Origin of the sequence: Mesorhizobium sp. M7A.F.Ca.MR.176.00.0.0, from assembly GCF_004023165.1 — a bacterium.
Taxonomy (GTDB): Bacteria; Pseudomonadota; Alphaproteobacteria; order Rhizobiales; family Rhizobiaceae; genus Mesorhizobium.
The window spans coordinates 6,837-22,111 of the sequence record NZ_RZTC01000106.1 but is presented as its reverse complement, the minus strand read 5'-3'; the positions used below and the strand labels follow the sequence as shown (position 1 = coordinate 22,111).

15 protein-coding genes are annotated in these 15,275 nt (G+C 61.9%); 4 read left to right on the top strand and 11 right to left on the bottom strand.

The window, feature by feature from the left end; genetic code table 11:
* Positions 1-106: 106 nt before the first annotated feature.
* Both EOB59_RS27260 and EOB59_RS27255 read right to left on the bottom strand, forming a co-directional pair.
* Positions 107-850 (bottom strand): creatininase family protein, encoded by a 744-nt coding sequence (locus tag EOB59_RS27260; protein ID WP_127395744.1) that lies wholly within the window; start codon positions 848-850, stop codon positions 107-109.
* A gap of 3 nt (positions 851-853) precedes the next feature.
* A complete protein-coding gene (locus EOB59_RS27255) occupies positions 854-1,420 on the bottom strand; it encodes an SIS domain-containing protein (RefSeq protein WP_127395745.1) in 567 nt (188 codons plus the stop codon).
* A gap of 178 nt (positions 1,421-1,598) precedes the next feature.
* Between EOB59_RS27255 and EOB59_RS27250 the strand changes: the two genes are divergently transcribed.
* Positions 1,599-2,621, top strand: a complete 1,023-nt coding sequence (locus tag EOB59_RS27250) for an aldo/keto reductase (protein WP_127810675.1) — start codon at positions 1,599-1,601, stop codon at positions 2,619-2,621.
* A gap of 204 nt (positions 2,622-2,825) precedes the next feature.
* Here the strand turns inward: EOB59_RS27250 and hupB are convergent, their stop codons facing one another.
* The 4 genes from hupB to clpP form a co-directional block, all read right to left on the bottom strand.
* The gene (gene hupB, locus EOB59_RS27245) at positions 2,826-3,098 is read right to left on the bottom strand and encodes a DNA-binding protein HupB (protein WP_127268007.1); all 273 of its coding nucleotides are present in this window, start codon (positions 3,096-3,098) and stop codon (positions 2,826-2,828) included.
* A gap of 297 nt (positions 3,099-3,395) precedes the next feature.
* A complete protein-coding gene (lon, locus tag EOB59_RS27240) occupies positions 3,396-5,807 on the bottom strand; it encodes an endopeptidase La (RefSeq protein WP_127320392.1) in 2,412 nt (803 codons plus the stop codon).
* Between the two features lie 308 nt (positions 5,808-6,115).
* A complete protein-coding gene (gene clpX, locus EOB59_RS27235; protein WP_013532190.1) occupies positions 6,116-7,390 on the bottom strand; it encodes an ATP-dependent Clp protease ATP-binding subunit ClpX in 1,275 nt (424 codons plus the stop codon).
* Positions 7,391-7,687: 297 nt separating this feature from the next.
* Positions 7,688-8,317, bottom strand: coding sequence for an ATP-dependent Clp endopeptidase proteolytic subunit ClpP (clpP, locus tag EOB59_RS27230; RefSeq protein WP_013532191.1), 630 nt, complete (start codon positions 8,315-8,317; stop codon positions 7,688-7,690).
* Between the two features lie 338 nt (positions 8,318-8,655).
* On the opposite strand from clpP, the gene EOB59_RS27225 reads away from it, so the two are divergent.
* Positions 8,656-9,246 (top strand): hypothetical protein, encoded by a 591-nt coding sequence (locus EOB59_RS27225; RefSeq protein WP_128289650.1) that lies wholly within the window; start codon positions 8,656-8,658, stop codon positions 9,244-9,246.
* 18 nt (positions 9,247-9,264) lie between these two features.
* Here EOB59_RS27225 and EOB59_RS27220 read toward each other — a convergent pair whose 3' ends face one another.
* Positions 9,265-10,368 (bottom strand): FAD-dependent oxidoreductase, encoded by a 1,104-nt coding sequence (locus tag EOB59_RS27220; RefSeq protein WP_128289649.1) that lies wholly within the window; start codon positions 10,366-10,368, stop codon positions 9,265-9,267.
* A gap of 103 nt (positions 10,369-10,471) precedes the next feature.
* Between EOB59_RS27220 and EOB59_RS27215 the strand changes: the two genes are divergently transcribed.
* Both EOB59_RS27215 and EOB59_RS27210 read left to right on the top strand, forming a co-directional pair.
* Positions 10,472-11,722, top strand: coding sequence for a cytochrome P450 (locus EOB59_RS27215; RefSeq protein WP_128289648.1), 1,251 nt, complete (start codon positions 10,472-10,474; stop codon positions 11,720-11,722).
* 63 nt (positions 11,723-11,785) lie between these two features.
* A complete protein-coding gene (locus EOB59_RS27210) occupies positions 11,786-12,502 on the top strand; it encodes a transporter substrate-binding domain-containing protein (RefSeq protein ID WP_128289647.1) in 717 nt (238 codons plus the stop codon).
* A gap of 70 nt (positions 12,503-12,572) precedes the next feature.
* Here the strand turns inward: EOB59_RS27210 and EOB59_RS27205 are convergent, their stop codons facing one another.
* From EOB59_RS27205 to EOB59_RS36750, 4 genes are all read right to left on the bottom strand, one after another.
* Positions 12,573-12,923, bottom strand: a complete 351-nt coding sequence (locus tag EOB59_RS27205) for a cupin domain-containing protein (RefSeq protein WP_128289646.1) — start codon at positions 12,921-12,923, stop codon at positions 12,573-12,575.
* Between the two features lie 6 nt (positions 12,924-12,929).
* Complete coding sequence (locus EOB59_RS27200) at positions 12,930-14,210, bottom strand: O-acetylhomoserine aminocarboxypropyltransferase (protein WP_128289645.1); 1,281 nt, start codon at positions 14,208-14,210, stop codon at positions 12,930-12,932.
* Positions 14,211-14,435: 225 nt separating this feature from the next.
* Positions 14,436-14,957: a CoA-binding protein gene (locus tag EOB59_RS27195; protein ID WP_128289644.1), complete on the bottom strand. Its 522-nt coding sequence runs from the start codon at positions 14,955-14,957 to the stop codon at positions 14,436-14,438.
* Positions 14,944-15,275 (bottom strand): GNAT family N-acetyltransferase (locus tag EOB59_RS36750; RefSeq protein ID WP_245486778.1); only part of this gene is annotated, 332 nt, incomplete at its 5' end. The genes EOB59_RS27195 and EOB59_RS36750, both read right to left, overlap by 14 nt.

Below are 15,275 nucleotides of genomic sequence, written 5' to 3'. Positions count from 1 at the left end.
CCTTCGCAGGCTCAGGGCGTTCGAAGCTCGAAAAGCCAAGCAATTGGCTTTTCGTCCGCGACGCGGACCGCTTCTCACCCCACAAGGGGAGAAGGAAGAACCGCTGCTAGCGTCCCAAGATCGCTCGCAGATGGTCCATGATCATGGCGACGCCCTTCTGCCCAAGCTCGGCCGAAGCATCCTCGGCGCTCGCCGTGTACCAGCTCTTGTTGTTGCCGAAATGAGCGGCATCTACAGCCTCCGGGCATAGCGCCAGCATCAGCGAGGTCTCACCGATGCCGGCATGATCGAACGGGTACTTGCCGTTCATGTCAGCCGACATCAGCGGATGCACCTGCACCCAGTTGAAGAAATTTTCACCCGCGGCGTGCCCGGAATAGTAGTCGGCCATCGCCTGCGAACCCCACCAGCCTTCGCCGCGCTGCTTTTCGAGGAAACGGAAGATCGCCTGGCGGCCGGCGGTCTTGAACGCCAGATCGGTCGGCATGCCGGCGGCAAAGTTCTCGGTCTGGTGGTGGATGATGGCGTGGATATTGCGAAAGCCGATGCGCAGCAGGCTGTAGAACAGCTCCTCGCCGAACGGCGCCAGCGCATTGCCGCCGACCTGCACCGAGCCGCTGCCTTCCGGCGGCGCCACCGCATAGCTCGCAGCACCGTAGTAGAACGGCGGCAGGATGACGACGTCCTTCTCCTTTTCGAACAGCTCCAGCGTCTTGACGACGGCCAGCGTGTCCATGCCGACAGCCATGTGCTCGCCATGGTATTCGAGCACGCCGAGCGGCAGAGCGACCGGCCAATTCTCGGCGATCGCCCTGCGGATCTGGTGTGGCAGCATCAGTTCGTAGCGCATGATCTATTCCATGTTGGTGTGGCGGGCGCGCATCGCTTCAGGCGACGCCCCAGTCAATTCCCTGAGCTTCAGCACCATCACCTCGAACAGCAGGAACAGCGCGCCTTCGAACACTGAGCCCATCGGCAGGACCGATGTTTTTTGCGCCCCCTGATCGTTGGCCATGGTCTGCGCGGGAATGAGCAGGGTGAAGTCGGCAAGCCTTGCCGCGCTGCCCTCGGCCTGGGCGGTCAGCAGGAGATTGGTTGCACCTGCTTGGCGCGCGACCTGCATCAAGGTCAGCACGGTCGAGGTCTCCCCTGGCCCGGAACTGACCAGGAAGACATCGCCCTGCCCCAGCGGTGGCGTGTTCATGTCGCCGACCACGGAAACCGGCAGGCCCAAATGGTAGAGCCGCATGGCAAAGCCCTTGACCTGCAAGGCCTCGCGGCCGCAGCCATAGACGACGATCCGTCGCGCGCCGGCCAGCATTTTGCAGGCGGCATCGATCCGGCTTTCGTCGATGCGTGCCAGCACGCCGCCGAGCTCCTCAAGCGCGGTCTCGAACAGGCTTTTGCTCTTGTCGCTCACCGCGATCCTGCCATCAAAAATCACCCCTGGGATTTGCCGCCCTTGCTGCCACGAACAGCTTGATTTCGTTCATGCTAGCAACCGCGAAAATGCGTGTCCAACGCGCAGCTATGCTTTTGCCTGATCACAGGCGTGATAGTGTCATGTCAGACAAATCAAGCGAGGCAAGCAGCAGGATATGAAGACACGGCATTTCGACCGCATCGGCAATGGCGGCATCAGTTTCACCGAGCTCGGCTTCGGCGCGGCGCCGCTCGGCAACCTTTATCGTGCCGTCTCCGACGAGGACGCAAACGCCACGCTGGAGGCCGCCTGGGCGACCGGCTGCCGCTACTACGACACCGCGCCGCTCTATGGGCTCGGCCTGTCGGAAACGCGGCTCAACCCGTTCCTGCGCGGCAAGAAGCGCGACGACTATGTGCTGTCGAGCAAGGTCGGCCGCATCATGCGCGCCTGCCCGCCCGAAGAGCGCACCGGCATCGGCAAGTTCTTCGACACGCCGTCGCGCCGCGAAGTGTACGACTACAGCTATGACGGTGTCATGCGCTCGTTCGAGGCCTCGCTTGAGCGCCTCGGCGTCGACCGGATCGACATCCTCTTCGTGCACGATGTCGACATCTTCACGCATGGCAGCAAGGAAGCCTCCGACCGGCGCATCGAGGAGTTCATGCGCTCGGGCTATTACGGCCTGCTCTCGCTGCGCGACCAGGGCGTGATCAAGGCGTTCGGTGGCGGCATCAATGAGTGGCAGGTCGCACAGACGCTGGCCGAGCGCGGCGACTTCGACCTGTTCCTGCTGGCCGGACGCTATACGCTCCTGGAACAGGAGGCGCTGACGTCCTTCCTGCCGCTCTGCCAGGCACGCGGCATCGGCATCGTTCTCGGCGGACCCTACAACTCCGGCATCCTGGCAACCGGACCGAAGCCCGGCGCCTACTACAACTACTCCGAAGCGCCGAAGGACATACTCCATCGGGTCGCCGGCATCGAAAGCGTCTGCAAGCGTCATGGTGTCAGGCTGATCGAGGCCGCCCTGCAATTCCCGCTGCTGCACCCCTCGGTCGTCTCAGTGGTTCCCGGTGGCCAGCGGCCGAGCGAAGTCGAGAGCAATCGCTCGCTGCTCGATGCGAAACTGCCCGCAGCACTTTGGGCCGATCTCAAGAAGGAAGGTCTGATGCGCGCCGAGGCGCCGACCGCGTAAGCCGGCCGCCGTCGCGTCATCGTCGGGCACAAAAAATGAAAAGCCGGGCAAGCCCGGCTTTTCTGGTCGCATGTACCCGCGTAGGGCGCCAAAATGAAAAGCCGGGCAAGCCCGGCTTTTCTGGTCGCATGTACCCGCGTAGGGCGCCAAAATGAAAAGCCGGGCAAGCCCGGCTTTTCTGAGGTCTCTGAAAAGAAAAAACGCTTAGTTGACTGCGTCCTTGAGGCCTTTGCCGGCCGAGAACTTCGGCACGGTGCGCGCCGGGATCTTCACTTCGGCGCCGGTCTGAGGATTGCGGCCGGTCGACGCCGCACGCTTTGACACGGAGAAATTGCCAAAGCCGACAAGCCGGACATCGCCGCCCTTCTTCAGTTCGCCGGTGATCACGGAAAATACCGCATCGACCGCCGACTGCGCGTCACCCTTCGAAATGCTCGCGGCGTCGGCGACAGCGGACACCAGTTCGTTCTTGTTCATAAAAATTCCCTTCCATGAGAACACCGGAACTATCGACTCATCCGGCAGGAAACGGACTTTAGAAAGAAGCGCTCCCGCAACCAAGTCGAAAAGGCAGGAAAAAAGCGGAAAAAGCCCGGAAATGCTGGGTTTTTCACATGAAAAAGCCGGGCTCGAGGCCCGGCTCTCCGTTTGTGCGCTGCAACCTTGACGAAAACCAGCGCATGACATCGAAAACCGCAGTCGGTTTCGGAAAGGGCCATGCGCAAGCTTGAGCGTCAGACCGTCCTTTGTGCGTCCAGATGGACGCCCGGCACTCTAATGCGCCAGGGACTTTCCAGCGTCGTCGGCACTGTCTGTCGAGGCCGGCGGATTGACCGGTTCGACCCATTCGATCGGCTCCGGCATACGCACCAGCGCGTGGCGCAACACCTCGCCGACACGTGAGACCGGAATGATCTCCATGCCGTTCTTCACATTGTCCGGGATCTCCGCCAGGTCCTTGGCATTGTCTTCCGGGATCAGCACCTTCTTGATGCCGCCGCGCAGCGCGGCGAGCAGCTTCTCCTTGAGCCCGCCGATGGGCAAGATGCGGCCGCGAAGCGTTATCTCGCCGGTCATCGCCACATCCGCCCGGACCGGAATACCCGTCAGTACCGACACAATGGCTGTCGCCATGGCAGCACCCGCAGACGGACCGTCCTTCGGCGTGGCGCCTTCCGGCAAGTGCACGTGGATGTCGCGCTTGTCGAACAGCGGCGGCTCGATGCCGAAATCGACGGCGCGCGAGCGGACATACGAGGCCGCCGCCGAAATCGATTCCTTCATCACGTCGCGCAGGTTGCCGGTCACCGTCATGCGGCCCTTGCCGGGCATCATGACGCCTTCGACCGTCAGCAGTTCGCCGCCGACTTCCGTCCAGGCAAGACCTGTAACAACACCGACCTGATCGTCAGCCTCGACCTGACCGAAGCGGTAGCGCTGGACACCAAGGTAATCGGAGAGGTTCTCCGCCGTGATGCTCACCGTCTTCTTCTTCGTCTTCAGGATCTCGGTCACCGCCTTGCGCCCGAGCTTCATCAGCTCGCGCTCCAGGCTCCTGACGCCCGCTTCACGGGTGTAGGTCTGGACGATGGCGCGGATCGCGTCCTCACCGACGGAAAACTCCTTCGGCTGCAGCGCGTGATCGCGGATCACCTTCGGCATCAGGTGCCGCTTGGCGATCTCGATCTTCTCGTCCTCGGTGTAGCCGGCGATACGGATGATCTCCATGCGGTCCATCAAGGGCGCCGGGATGTTCAGCGTGTTCGCCGTCGTCACGAACATGACGCTCGACAGGTCGTATTCGACCTCGAGGTAATGGTCCATGAATGTCGAGTTCTGTTCCGGATCGAGGACCTCGAGCAACGCCGATGACGGATCGCCACGGAAGTCCTGGCCCATCTTGTCGATCTCGTCGAGCAGGAAGAGCGGATTGGACTTCTTGGCCTTCTTCATCGACTGGATGACCTTGCCGGGCATCGAGCCGATATAGGTGCGGCGGTGGCCACGGATCTCGGCCTCGTCACGCACGCCGCCAAGCGCCATGCGGATGAATTCGCGACCGGTCGCCTTGGCGATCGACTTGCCGAGCGAGGTCTTGCCGACGCCGGGAGGGCCGACGAGGCACAGGATCGGCCCCTTCAGCTTCTTCTGGCGGCTTTGCACGGCGAGATACTCGACAATGCGCTCCTTGACCTTGTCGAGGCCGAAATGATCAGTGTCGAGCACGTTCTGCGCGAACGCCAGGTCCTGCTTGACCTTGGAGTTCTTGCCCCACGGGATCGACAGGATCCAGTCGAGATAGTTGCGCACGACGGTCGATTCAGCCGACATCGGCGACATCGTCCGGAGCTTCTTCAACTCGGCTTCCGCCTTTTCGCGGGCCTCCTTGGAGAGCTTGGTCTTCTTGATGCGCGCCTCGATCTCGGCGGCCTCGTCGCGGCCGTCCTCGCCTTCGCCGAGCTCCTTCTGGATCGCCTTCATCTGCTCGTTGAGGTAGTATTCGCGCTGCGTCTTCTCCATCTGGCGCTTGACGCGCGAGCGGATGCGCTTCTCCACCTGCAGGACGGAGATTTCGGCTTCCATGAAGCCCATAGCCTTTTCCAGCCGCTCCTTGACCGAGAGCGTGGCCAGCATTTCCTGCTTCTCAGGGATCTTGATGGCGAGATGCGAGGCAACAGTGTCGGCGAGCTTGGAATAGTCGTCGATCTGGCTGGCTGCACCCACCACTTCGGGCGAGATCTTCTTGTTCAGCTTGACGTAGTTCTCGAAGTCGGTGACGACCGAACGCGCCAGCGCCTCAACCTCGACCTCTTCCTCTTCCGGCTCGACCAGCGCCGCGGCGCGGGCCTCGTGGAAGTCGGGACGGTCGGTGAACGAGACGATTTTCGCACGCGAAGCGCCTTCGACCAGAACCTTGACGGTGCCGTCGGGCAGCTTGAGCAATTGCAGCACATTGGCGAGCGTGCCGATGTCGAAGATGGCATCGGGCTCGGGATCGTCGTCGGCGGCATTCATCTGGGTGGCAAGCAGGATCTGCTTTTCCTGACCCATCACCTCTTCCAGCGCCTTGATCGACTTCTCACGCCCGACGAAGAGCGGCACGATCATGTGCGGGAACACCACGATGTCGCGCAGTGGGAGAACTGCGAAGACGCCGTCGCTGGGTGCCTTGGATACTTTGGCCATTGTCCAACCTTTCATGTCGCGGCCGCCAATCAGCCAACCGCGAATCTTATATTAACGACCGGGGATCGTTCCGCCTACCACCGTTTATGACGGGAGTTTTACAGCACAGAAATCGGGCACCTCGGCCTTCTCCAGTTAGTTGGATGCACGACCCCCAAAGATCAAGGGGCGTGTCCAAATCCGCACTTCCAACCCGTCCACGAGTGACACATTTGCGACGCCAAGCCGTACGCCGCGCAAAAGCCCTGTGTGACAGCAAAACGGCGCCTTGCGGCGCCGTTTCAGAATTTCGCTGCGGGCTCATCATGTCAGGCGCTGACATTGCCCTTCTTTTCCTTCTGCTCGGAGTAGATGTAGAGCGGCCGGGCACTGCCGGTCACCACCTCCTCCGAAATCACCACTTCGCGCACGCCTTCGAGCGCGGGAAGCTCGAACATCGTGTCGAGCAGGATCGCCTCCATGATCGAACGCAGGCCGCGCGCGCCGGTCTTGCGCTCGATGGCGCGCTTGGCGATCGCCGAAAGAGCGTTCTCGTGGAAGGTCAGGTCGACATTCTCCATTTCGAACAGCCGCTGATACTGCTTGACCAGCGCGTTCTTCGGCTCGGTCAGAATCTGGATCAGCGCCGGTTCGTCGAGGTCTTCCAGCGTCGCCAGAACCGGCAGACGGCCGACAAATTCGGGGATAAGACCGAACTTCAACAGATCCTCGGGCTCGACCAGGCGGAAGACATCGCCAGTGCGGCGATCCTCGGGCGAAGCGACGACCGCGCCGAAACCGATCGAGGTCTTGCGGCCGCGATCGGAGATGATCTTGTCCAGCCCGGCGAAGGCGCCGCCGCAGATGAACAGGATGTTGGCTGTATCGACCTGCAGGAACTCCTGCTGCGGGTGCTTCCTGCCGCCCTGCGGCGGCACGGAGGCGACGGTGCCTTCCATGATCTTCAGGAGCGCCTGCTGCACGCCCTCGCCCGACACGTCGCGGGTGATCGAGGGATTGTCCGACTTGCGCGAAATCTTGTCGATCTCGTCGATGTAGACGATGCCGCGCTGGGCGCGCTCGACATTGTAGTCGGCCGATTGCAACAGCTTCAGGATGATGTTCTCGACGTCCTCGCCGACATAGCCGGCTTCGGTCAGCGTCGTCGCGTCAGCCATGGTGAAGGGCACGTCGATGATGCGGGCCAGCGTCTGCGCGAGCAGCGTCTTGCCGCAACCGGTCGGGCCGATCAGCAGGATGTTGGACTTCGCCAGCTCGACATCGTTGTTCTTGCCGGCATGTGCGAGGCGCTTGTAGTGGTTGTGGACCGCCACCGACAGCACGCGCTTGGCGTAGGGCTGACCGATGACATAGTCGTCGAGAACCTTGAGGATCTCCTGCGGTGTCGGCACGCCTTCGCGCGACTTCACCATCGAGGTCTTGTTCTCTTCACGGATGATGTCCATGCAGAGTTCGACGCACTCGTCGCAGATGAAGACCGTCGGACCGGCGATCAGCTTGCGCACTTCGTGCTGGCTTTTGCCGCAAAACGAGCAGTAAAGCGTGTTCTTGGAATCGCCGCTGTTGTTGCCGACCTTGCTCATTTTCATGTCCTTTCATGGCCGCCCGCCGATGGTCTGGCTGAAAGGGCGCATACTCTATCTATCGCGGGAATCCGCCGCCGCCAGTGTGTCCCGGCTCCCGCAACGCATTCCGTACGAAACACAAATCAGAAAACGTGGCAATGATTCGCGACAACCCCGCATAAAGCTAAGCCGCCGAAACTCAACATAGCCTTAACGTAGGCAATCCTGTCCCCCGAGGGAACAGCCAATTGTGGCCGAAATGCCGCAAGACGCGCCAAAAGCGCGTGATGGTGCCATCCAACTGCCAACTTGCCTTTATGCCAGCGCCCCTTCGGCCGCCTCGCGCGACGAAATGACCTTGTCGATGAGGCCGAAATCCTTGGCTTCGTCGGCGGTCATGAAATGGTCGCGGTCGAGCGTTTTCTCGATCTCTTCGTAGCTCTTGCCGGTGTGCTTGACGTAGACCTCGTTGAGGCGACGCTTCAGCTTGATGATATCCAGGGCATGGCGCTCGATGTCGGACGCCTGGCCCTGGAAGCCGCCGGAAGGCTGGTGAACCATGATGCGGGCGTTCGGCGTGGCAAAGCGCATGTCCTTGTGACCGGCGGTCAGGAGCAGCGAACCCATCGAAGCCGCCTGGCCGATGCAGAGCGTCGACACGGCCGGCTTGATGAACTGCATGGTGTCGTAGATCGCCATGCCGGAGGTGACGACGCCGCCCGGCGAATTGATGTAGAGGTTGATTTCCTTCTTCGGATTCTCGGCTTCGAGGAACAAAAGCTGCGCGCAGACCAGCGTCGCCATGCCGTCCTCGACCGGACCGGTGATGAAAATGATGCGCTCCTTGAGGAGGCGCGAGAAAATGTCGTAGGCCCGCTCGCCGCGATTGGTCTGTTCGACCACCATCGGAACGAGGTTCATGTAGGTTTCGACGGGGTTCTTCATCAGATATCTCTTATCTCGCGGTGGGATTCCGGCGCCGGGAATGCCGGCAGATCGGGCAGAATCGGTTCTGGATCGTTATTCCGTAAATAGGATGCCGGCTCATCCTTGTGCAAGGCCGACCCCTCCTAGCCATCTGGGTAAGTCGAATCAAGCTTTCTGACCAAGGATTCGGGCCGGCGGATGCTTCCGCGGGTCCGGAGCCGCATGGCCGGCCGCGCAAGGTAGCAGTTTCTTAACCGCGTCACTTAACGAAATGCGCCGAAACCGCTTTTTTCCGAGACGGCTTCCTCTACAATTCAACGTTGAACTTATGCGTAGAGTTCAACAGGGGAAGTGTCATGCCCGGGAAAACCGCATGCTTCACCATCGCCGGCCTGACCATGCTCGGCACGATTTCGCAGACGGCGGCCGGCGGCCGCGCCGTCGAATGTTATGAGCCGGTCCGCAGTCCGGCCGTCTACGACACGGTCTATGAAGACGTGATGATCAGTCCGCCCGGTCAGCAGGTCGACTATATCGCCCCTATCTATGGCACGCGCGAGCGAGTCGTGATGACCGTTCCGGCGCAAGTGACCTACCAGATCGTACCGGCCGTCACCCGCACCGTCTACCGTACGGTCCGGGTCGATGGCGGCGGCTATTCCTGGGAATGGCGCGTCATCCACGGCCGCAAGGTGCTGTGCAAGGTCTGGCACAAGGCGCGCTACGAACGTGTCGCCAAAACCGTGGTGATACAGCCCGAACGCACGCGGCGCGTCGTCATCCCGGCGCAATACGACAAGATCGCCCAGGAAGTGCTGGTAAGGCCAGAGCAAAGGCGCATCATCGATGTCCCCGCCTCCTACCAGACCGTCGCGCGCCGTGTGCTGGTTCGCGAGGATTCATCGGGCTGGCGGCGGGTGCATATTCCCAGGCATTGCCAGGATTAGGTCAATCCCCGGCGGCGCTCAGGCGACCTCCGCCCGCAGCCATGCCTTCAGGCCGGCGATATCGCCATCGCCGACGGCCGCCGCAACGCGCCTGCCGACCGCCGCGCCGAACTTGTAGCCGTGACCGGAGCATGCCGAGACAACAAGGCATTTGCCCTTTTCATGCGCCATGAATTTTTCGTCTGATGTGAAAGTGTAGGCGCAGGTGACGACTTCGGTAACCCGATACTCCGCGATGCGGGCGATCGGCGGCGAAAACAGGTTGCGGATCGCCTCGCCCTCGCCCGCCACCGGCTGACGGTTCCAATCGGCGTCGCTGGTCGGCACCCTGTGCAGGCCGGACCCGAATTTCATGCCGGCGCCGCCGGAGGGCGGGATCACATAGCCGTCGATCGCGCCGCCTACATCGAGGACAACCGGTGCCGCCTGCCAGGCCGCCTCGAGGTCGGCCGGCGGTTCGACATAGGCAAGTGCGGTTCGATAGGTCTTCAGCTCGCCGTCCAGCTCCGGAAACAGTTTCAGCACCCAGGCGCCGGCGGCGACAACGATGCGGTCGGCCTGCATGGTCTCACCGCTTTCGAGCACGATATGGCCGGCTTCGGCGTCGACTTCGACGACCTTGCTATTTTCGTAGACATTGGCGCCGTTGGCGCGCAGCCACTTTGCCAGGCCGGACGCGATCTTGCGGCAATGCAGGGCGCCGCCTTCGGTTGAGAAATAGGCGTAGCGGAACGACCCGGCTTCCAGGAACGGCCAGCGCTTCACGGCTGCATCCGGCTCCAGCAATTCGAACGGAAAATTGCCTTCTTCCAGGCCCTCGCGATATTCCTCGGCCTCGTCGCCAGGCTCGCGCGAAATGCAGACAAATCCTCTGGGATCGAGGTGGCTTTCGCCGAGATCGGCCCACATCTCGTCCCAGGCCTGGTAGGCTTCGGTGATCAGCCGGCCATAGCCGGTCCCCGCGCGGTAGGCGCGGCGGATGATGCGATGATGGTCGCCCGACGCGGCCATCGGGTTTGGGATCGGCCCTTGCTCGACGATCGAAACGCTGTGGCCGGCCTTGACCAGCGACCACGCCGTCGAGAGACCGGCAATACCCGCGCCGACAACGATCACCTTCATCAAATCAGACTTTCCGCAGCCGGTCGGCTGGCTCAACGTATTGGATTGCGGGCGCCAACATACGGTCTGGAACCAGACTGGCAAGCCGCGCTATTGGTCTGGCATGAGCAAATTGACGCTTCCCGCCCTGGCCTTTGATCCAACCACTCGACATCTGCGGCTTGACCCGCACGAGCCGGCTTTTTTCCAAAACCCTTATGATGCCTATGCTTTCCTGCACGGCGTATCGAATGCATTCTTCTGGGAAGAATTCGGCTTCTGGTGCTTTGGCGGTTTCGACGACGTCAACCGGCTGCTGCGCGATCGCCGCTTCGGCCGGCAGAACCCGGCCGGCATTCCAGACAGCCGCGGCATTGGACAGGACCGCAGCCATCTCAGGGCCTTCGACGGCGTCGAAGCCAATTCGATGCTGGAACTGGAGCCGCCGGTGCACACGCGGCTGAGAACACTGGTCAACCGCGCCTTCGTCTCGCGCCAGGTCGAAAGGCTGCGGCCGCGTGTCGAGGCTTTGGCCAACGACCTGATCGACCGTTTCGAACCAGGCAAGACGGTCGACCTGTTGCCTGCTTTCGCGGCGCCCTTGCCGATCACCATCATTGCCGAAATGCTCGGCGTCCCGGTCGAAATGGGGCCGCAACTGCTCGACTGGTCGCACCAGATGGTTGCCATGTACATGCATGGCCGCACACGCGCGATCGAAGAGACGGCCAACCGCGCCGCCCGCGAATTTGCGGATTTCCTCCGTGGCTACGTCACCGAGCGACGCCGAAATCCCGGCGACGACCTTTTGTCGCTGCTGATCTCGGCGCAGGAGGACGGTGAGAGGCTGTCGGAGGACGAGATGGTGTCCTCGGCGATCCTGCTGCTCAATGCCGGCCATGAAGCAACCGTGCATCAGACCGGCAATGCCGTCCGCTCGATCCTTATGCAAGGTGGCGATGTCAGCCGCTTCTTCGGTTCGCCCGAGGCGACCGCGGCAACGGTCGAGGAATGCCTGCGCTTCGACGCGCCGCTGCACATGTTCGCGCGCTATGCCTATCAGGAGATCGAGGTCGCGCCCGGCATCGTCGTGCAGCCGGGCCAGACGATCGGGCTGCTGCTGGGCATGGCCAATCATGACCCGCGCGCCTTCGCCGATCCTCTCGCCTTCCGGCCCGACCGGGCCGACCAGAAGAACGTCTCCTTCGGCGCCGGTATCCATTTCTGCATCGGCGCGCCGCTCGCCCGGCTCGAATTGCAGGTGTCGCTGAAAACCCTGTTTGAACGGCATCCGAAGCTGCATCTTGCCGAAGAGGCGCGCTTCCGGGACACTTACCACTTCCATGGGCTGGAAACGCTCGCCGTCGGCTTCTGACGGCCACAAGCCGGGGCTGCCTCAGACTGTCCGGGGAAATAGGATGGCGCCGGTTTGCCTGACATGACCGAATTGAAATTCGCCTTCCTGGAAGAGCCGCCATTCTGCTTTGCAGGTGCATTGGGCGAGGTCTCAGGCTGTGACGTCGAGCTTGCGCGCAGGCTCGGTGACATGCTCGGATTGGCGAGCTTTAAGCCGATCGAAACCGAATTCGCTGAACTGCTGCCGGGATTGGTCGAGGGTCGTTGGACCATGACGACCGGCCTGTTCGTCTCCGAAGAGCGCGGGCAGCTTGTCGACTTCACACGGCCGATCTGGGCGCTGCAGGACGGGTTGCTGGTCGCGAAACACAATCCGCGTGGCTTTCGCGGCTACCAATCCATTGCCGAGGACCGGACAGCGCTGATTGGCGTCATAACCGATCAGGTTCAGCATCTTACGGCGTTGCACAACGGAATCGCGCCTGAGCAGGTCAGGATGTTTGCAACACAGGCGGATGCGGCCGACGCAGTGGCCAGCGGCATGGTGCACGCCTACGCCAGCGTTGCGATGGCGCACCGAGGCTATCTGACCCGGCGGCCCGATATGCCGCTTGGACTTGTCGAGGTTCCCCCGATTGAAAAGCAGCTGTCGGCCGGCGCCTTCGCGATCGCCAAAGGCAATTCAGCCCTGCTCCGGCGCATCGATGCTTGCCTCGATGAATTGGTGGGCAGCGACTGGCACCGACGGATGATGGCGCGATACGGATTCTCGGACAGCGATATCGACCGCATCGTCTGATCCGTGCATCTTTTGTTGTTCGACCATGATCTTTACCCGAAAACCGGCCTCCACTTTTCGGGATCACGGTCTACAGCCTGATCACATACTCCTTGCGAGTCGTTTCAAGCACTTCCCAGCTGCCTTTGAAGCCGGGCCTGAGCACGAAGCTGTCGCCGGCCTTGACGGTACGCGCCTGCCCGCCGTCTTCCGCGATCACCGAAACGCCGGACAGGATGTGGCAGAACTCCCATTCGTCATAGACGATGCGCCATTTGCCCGGGGTCGATTCCCAGATGCCGGCGTAAAGGCCGCCGTCGCGCTCCTCGACATTCCAGGTGCGGAATTTGGGATCGCCCGAGATCAGCCGGTCCGGCGCCGGCGCCCCCTGTTCGGCGTCGACAGTGTCGACGCCGATGGCAAGAAATTTTGACTCGCTCATGATCGGTCAGACCTTGGCTAGCGCCTGTTCGAGGTCGGCGACGATGTCGTTGACGTCCTCGATGCCGATCGACAGCCGCACCGTGTCCGGTCCTGCGCCGGCCTTGACCTTCTGCTCGTCGGAAAGCTGGCGGTGCGTGGTCGAGGCCGGGTGGATGACCAGAGACTTGGTGTCGCCGACATTGGCCAGGTGCGAGAACAGCTCGAGCGCCTCGACAAATTTCACGCCGGCGTCATAGCCGCCCTTCAGCGCGAAGGTGAACACGGCGCCGGCGCCAAGCGGCGAGTACTTCTTCTGCAGCGCGTTGTTCTTGTCTGAGGGCAGGCCGGGGTAGTTCACCGACGCAACCTTAGGATGGTTGGACAGCCAGGCGGCAACGGTGACGGCATTGTCGCAGTGGCGCTGCATGCGCAGCGGCAAGGTCTCCAGGCCGGTCAAGATGAGGAAGGCGTTGAAGGGCGAGATCGCCGGACCGAGATCGCGCAGGCCGAGCACGCGCGCGGCAATGGCGAAAGCGAAATTGCCGAAGGTTTCGTGCAGGACGAGGCCGCCATATTCGGGGCGCGGTTCCGACAGCATCGGGTATTTGCCCGACTTCGACCAGTCGAAGGTGCCGCCGTCGACGATGGCGCCACCGATCGAATTGCCGTGGCCGCCGATGAATTTGGTCAGCGAATGGACGACGATGTCGGCGCCATGCTCGATCGGCCGGATCAGGTAGGGCGAAGCCAGCGTGTTGTCGAGGATCAGCGGCAGGCCGTGCTTGCGCGCGATGTCGCCGATCTTCTCGATGTCGACGAAAGTGCCGCCCGGATTGGCCAGGCTTTCGATGAAGATCGCCTTGGTCCTGTCGTCGATCTGGCTCTCGAAGGTCGAGATGTCGTTGGTGTCGGCCCAGCGCACCTCCCAGCCATAATTCTTGAAGGCATGGCCGAACTGGTTGATCGAACCGCCATAAAGCTTGTTGGCGGCAACGAAATTGTCGCCCGGCTGCATCAGATTGTGGAACACGATCACCTGCGCGGCGTGGCCGGAAGCGACCGCGAGTGCCGCCGTGCCGCCTTCGAGGGCCGCCATGCGCTCTTCCAGCACCGCCTGCGTCGGATTCATGATGCGGGTGTAGATGTTGCCGAAGGCCTTGAGCCCGAACAGCGACGCGGCATGGTCGGCATCGTCGAAGACGAAGGAGGTCGTCTGGTAGATCGGCGTGGCACGCGCGCCGGTCGCCGGATCGGGCTTGGCACCGGCATGGACGGCGAGCGTATTGAAACCTGGCGTGCGGGTCACTGAAAACCTCCCTTTTGAAACTGTTGAAATCGCCGGGCATTCTTGGCGAAGCATGAGCGCGAATGCAAAGAAGAAAATGCCCTTCGGCGAACGATCTGCGGCCGAGGCCCGAGAAAATGCAATGGGCTAAGGAATAATTTTGCGCCCAAGGCGCATTGCGCATCCGGCCTTGCTTTTGGTGCACGTCGTTATCCCAAAACCGCCGCGCACTTTTAGCGACGTGTCCTACTTCTGGCGCACGCCAAAACTCTGGAATCCCGACCGCATCAGCGGCTTCTTCGACGACAGCACGCCGGAATTGACGCCGGTCCAGCCGATCTCGCCGGACAGCTTGCCGTATTCGATTTTGGGGCAGCGGTTCATCACCACCTTGATGCCCACCGCCTCGGCGCGCGCGGCGGCCTCGTCATGGCGAACGCCAAGTTGCATCCAGATGACTTTCGGCAAGGGATCGAGACGCAACGCCTCGTCGACGATGCCGGGCACCGCCGCCGGCGCGCGAAAGACATCGACCATGTCGATCGGCTCGGGAATATCCGCGAGCCTCGCATAGGTCATCCGGCCGAGGATCTCCTTGCCGGCCTGGCCAGGATTGATCGGAAACACCGAAAATCCCTTGGCCAGCAGATATTTCAGCACGAAATAGCTTGGCCGCACATCATTGGCGGACGCGCCGACCATGGCGATGGTCTTCACCGAATTGAGGATGCCGGCGATGTAGGTGTTGTCGTAGCTATCGTGGTTCATGCGGCTTCCTGCGGTAGTGGTATCGGTAAAGTTCACGGCTGAACCCAAGCGAGGCATAGAGAGCGCGAGCCGGCGTGTTGTCGACCACCACCTGCAAGCATGCGGCGTGAGCCCCTGCGCGCCGCGCCCAGCCGATGAGGCCGCCGACAGTCTTGCGGCCCAGACCTTGCTGCCTGAAACGGCCATCGGTTTCAACCGATTCCACCACAAGCAGGCCATTGCGGATGACGCCATATGCCAAGGCGGCAATTTCGCTGTCGCGTTCACAGGATACGAACGCCCGGTCGCCGACGATCAGCCCGGTCATCTCGCGAAAGA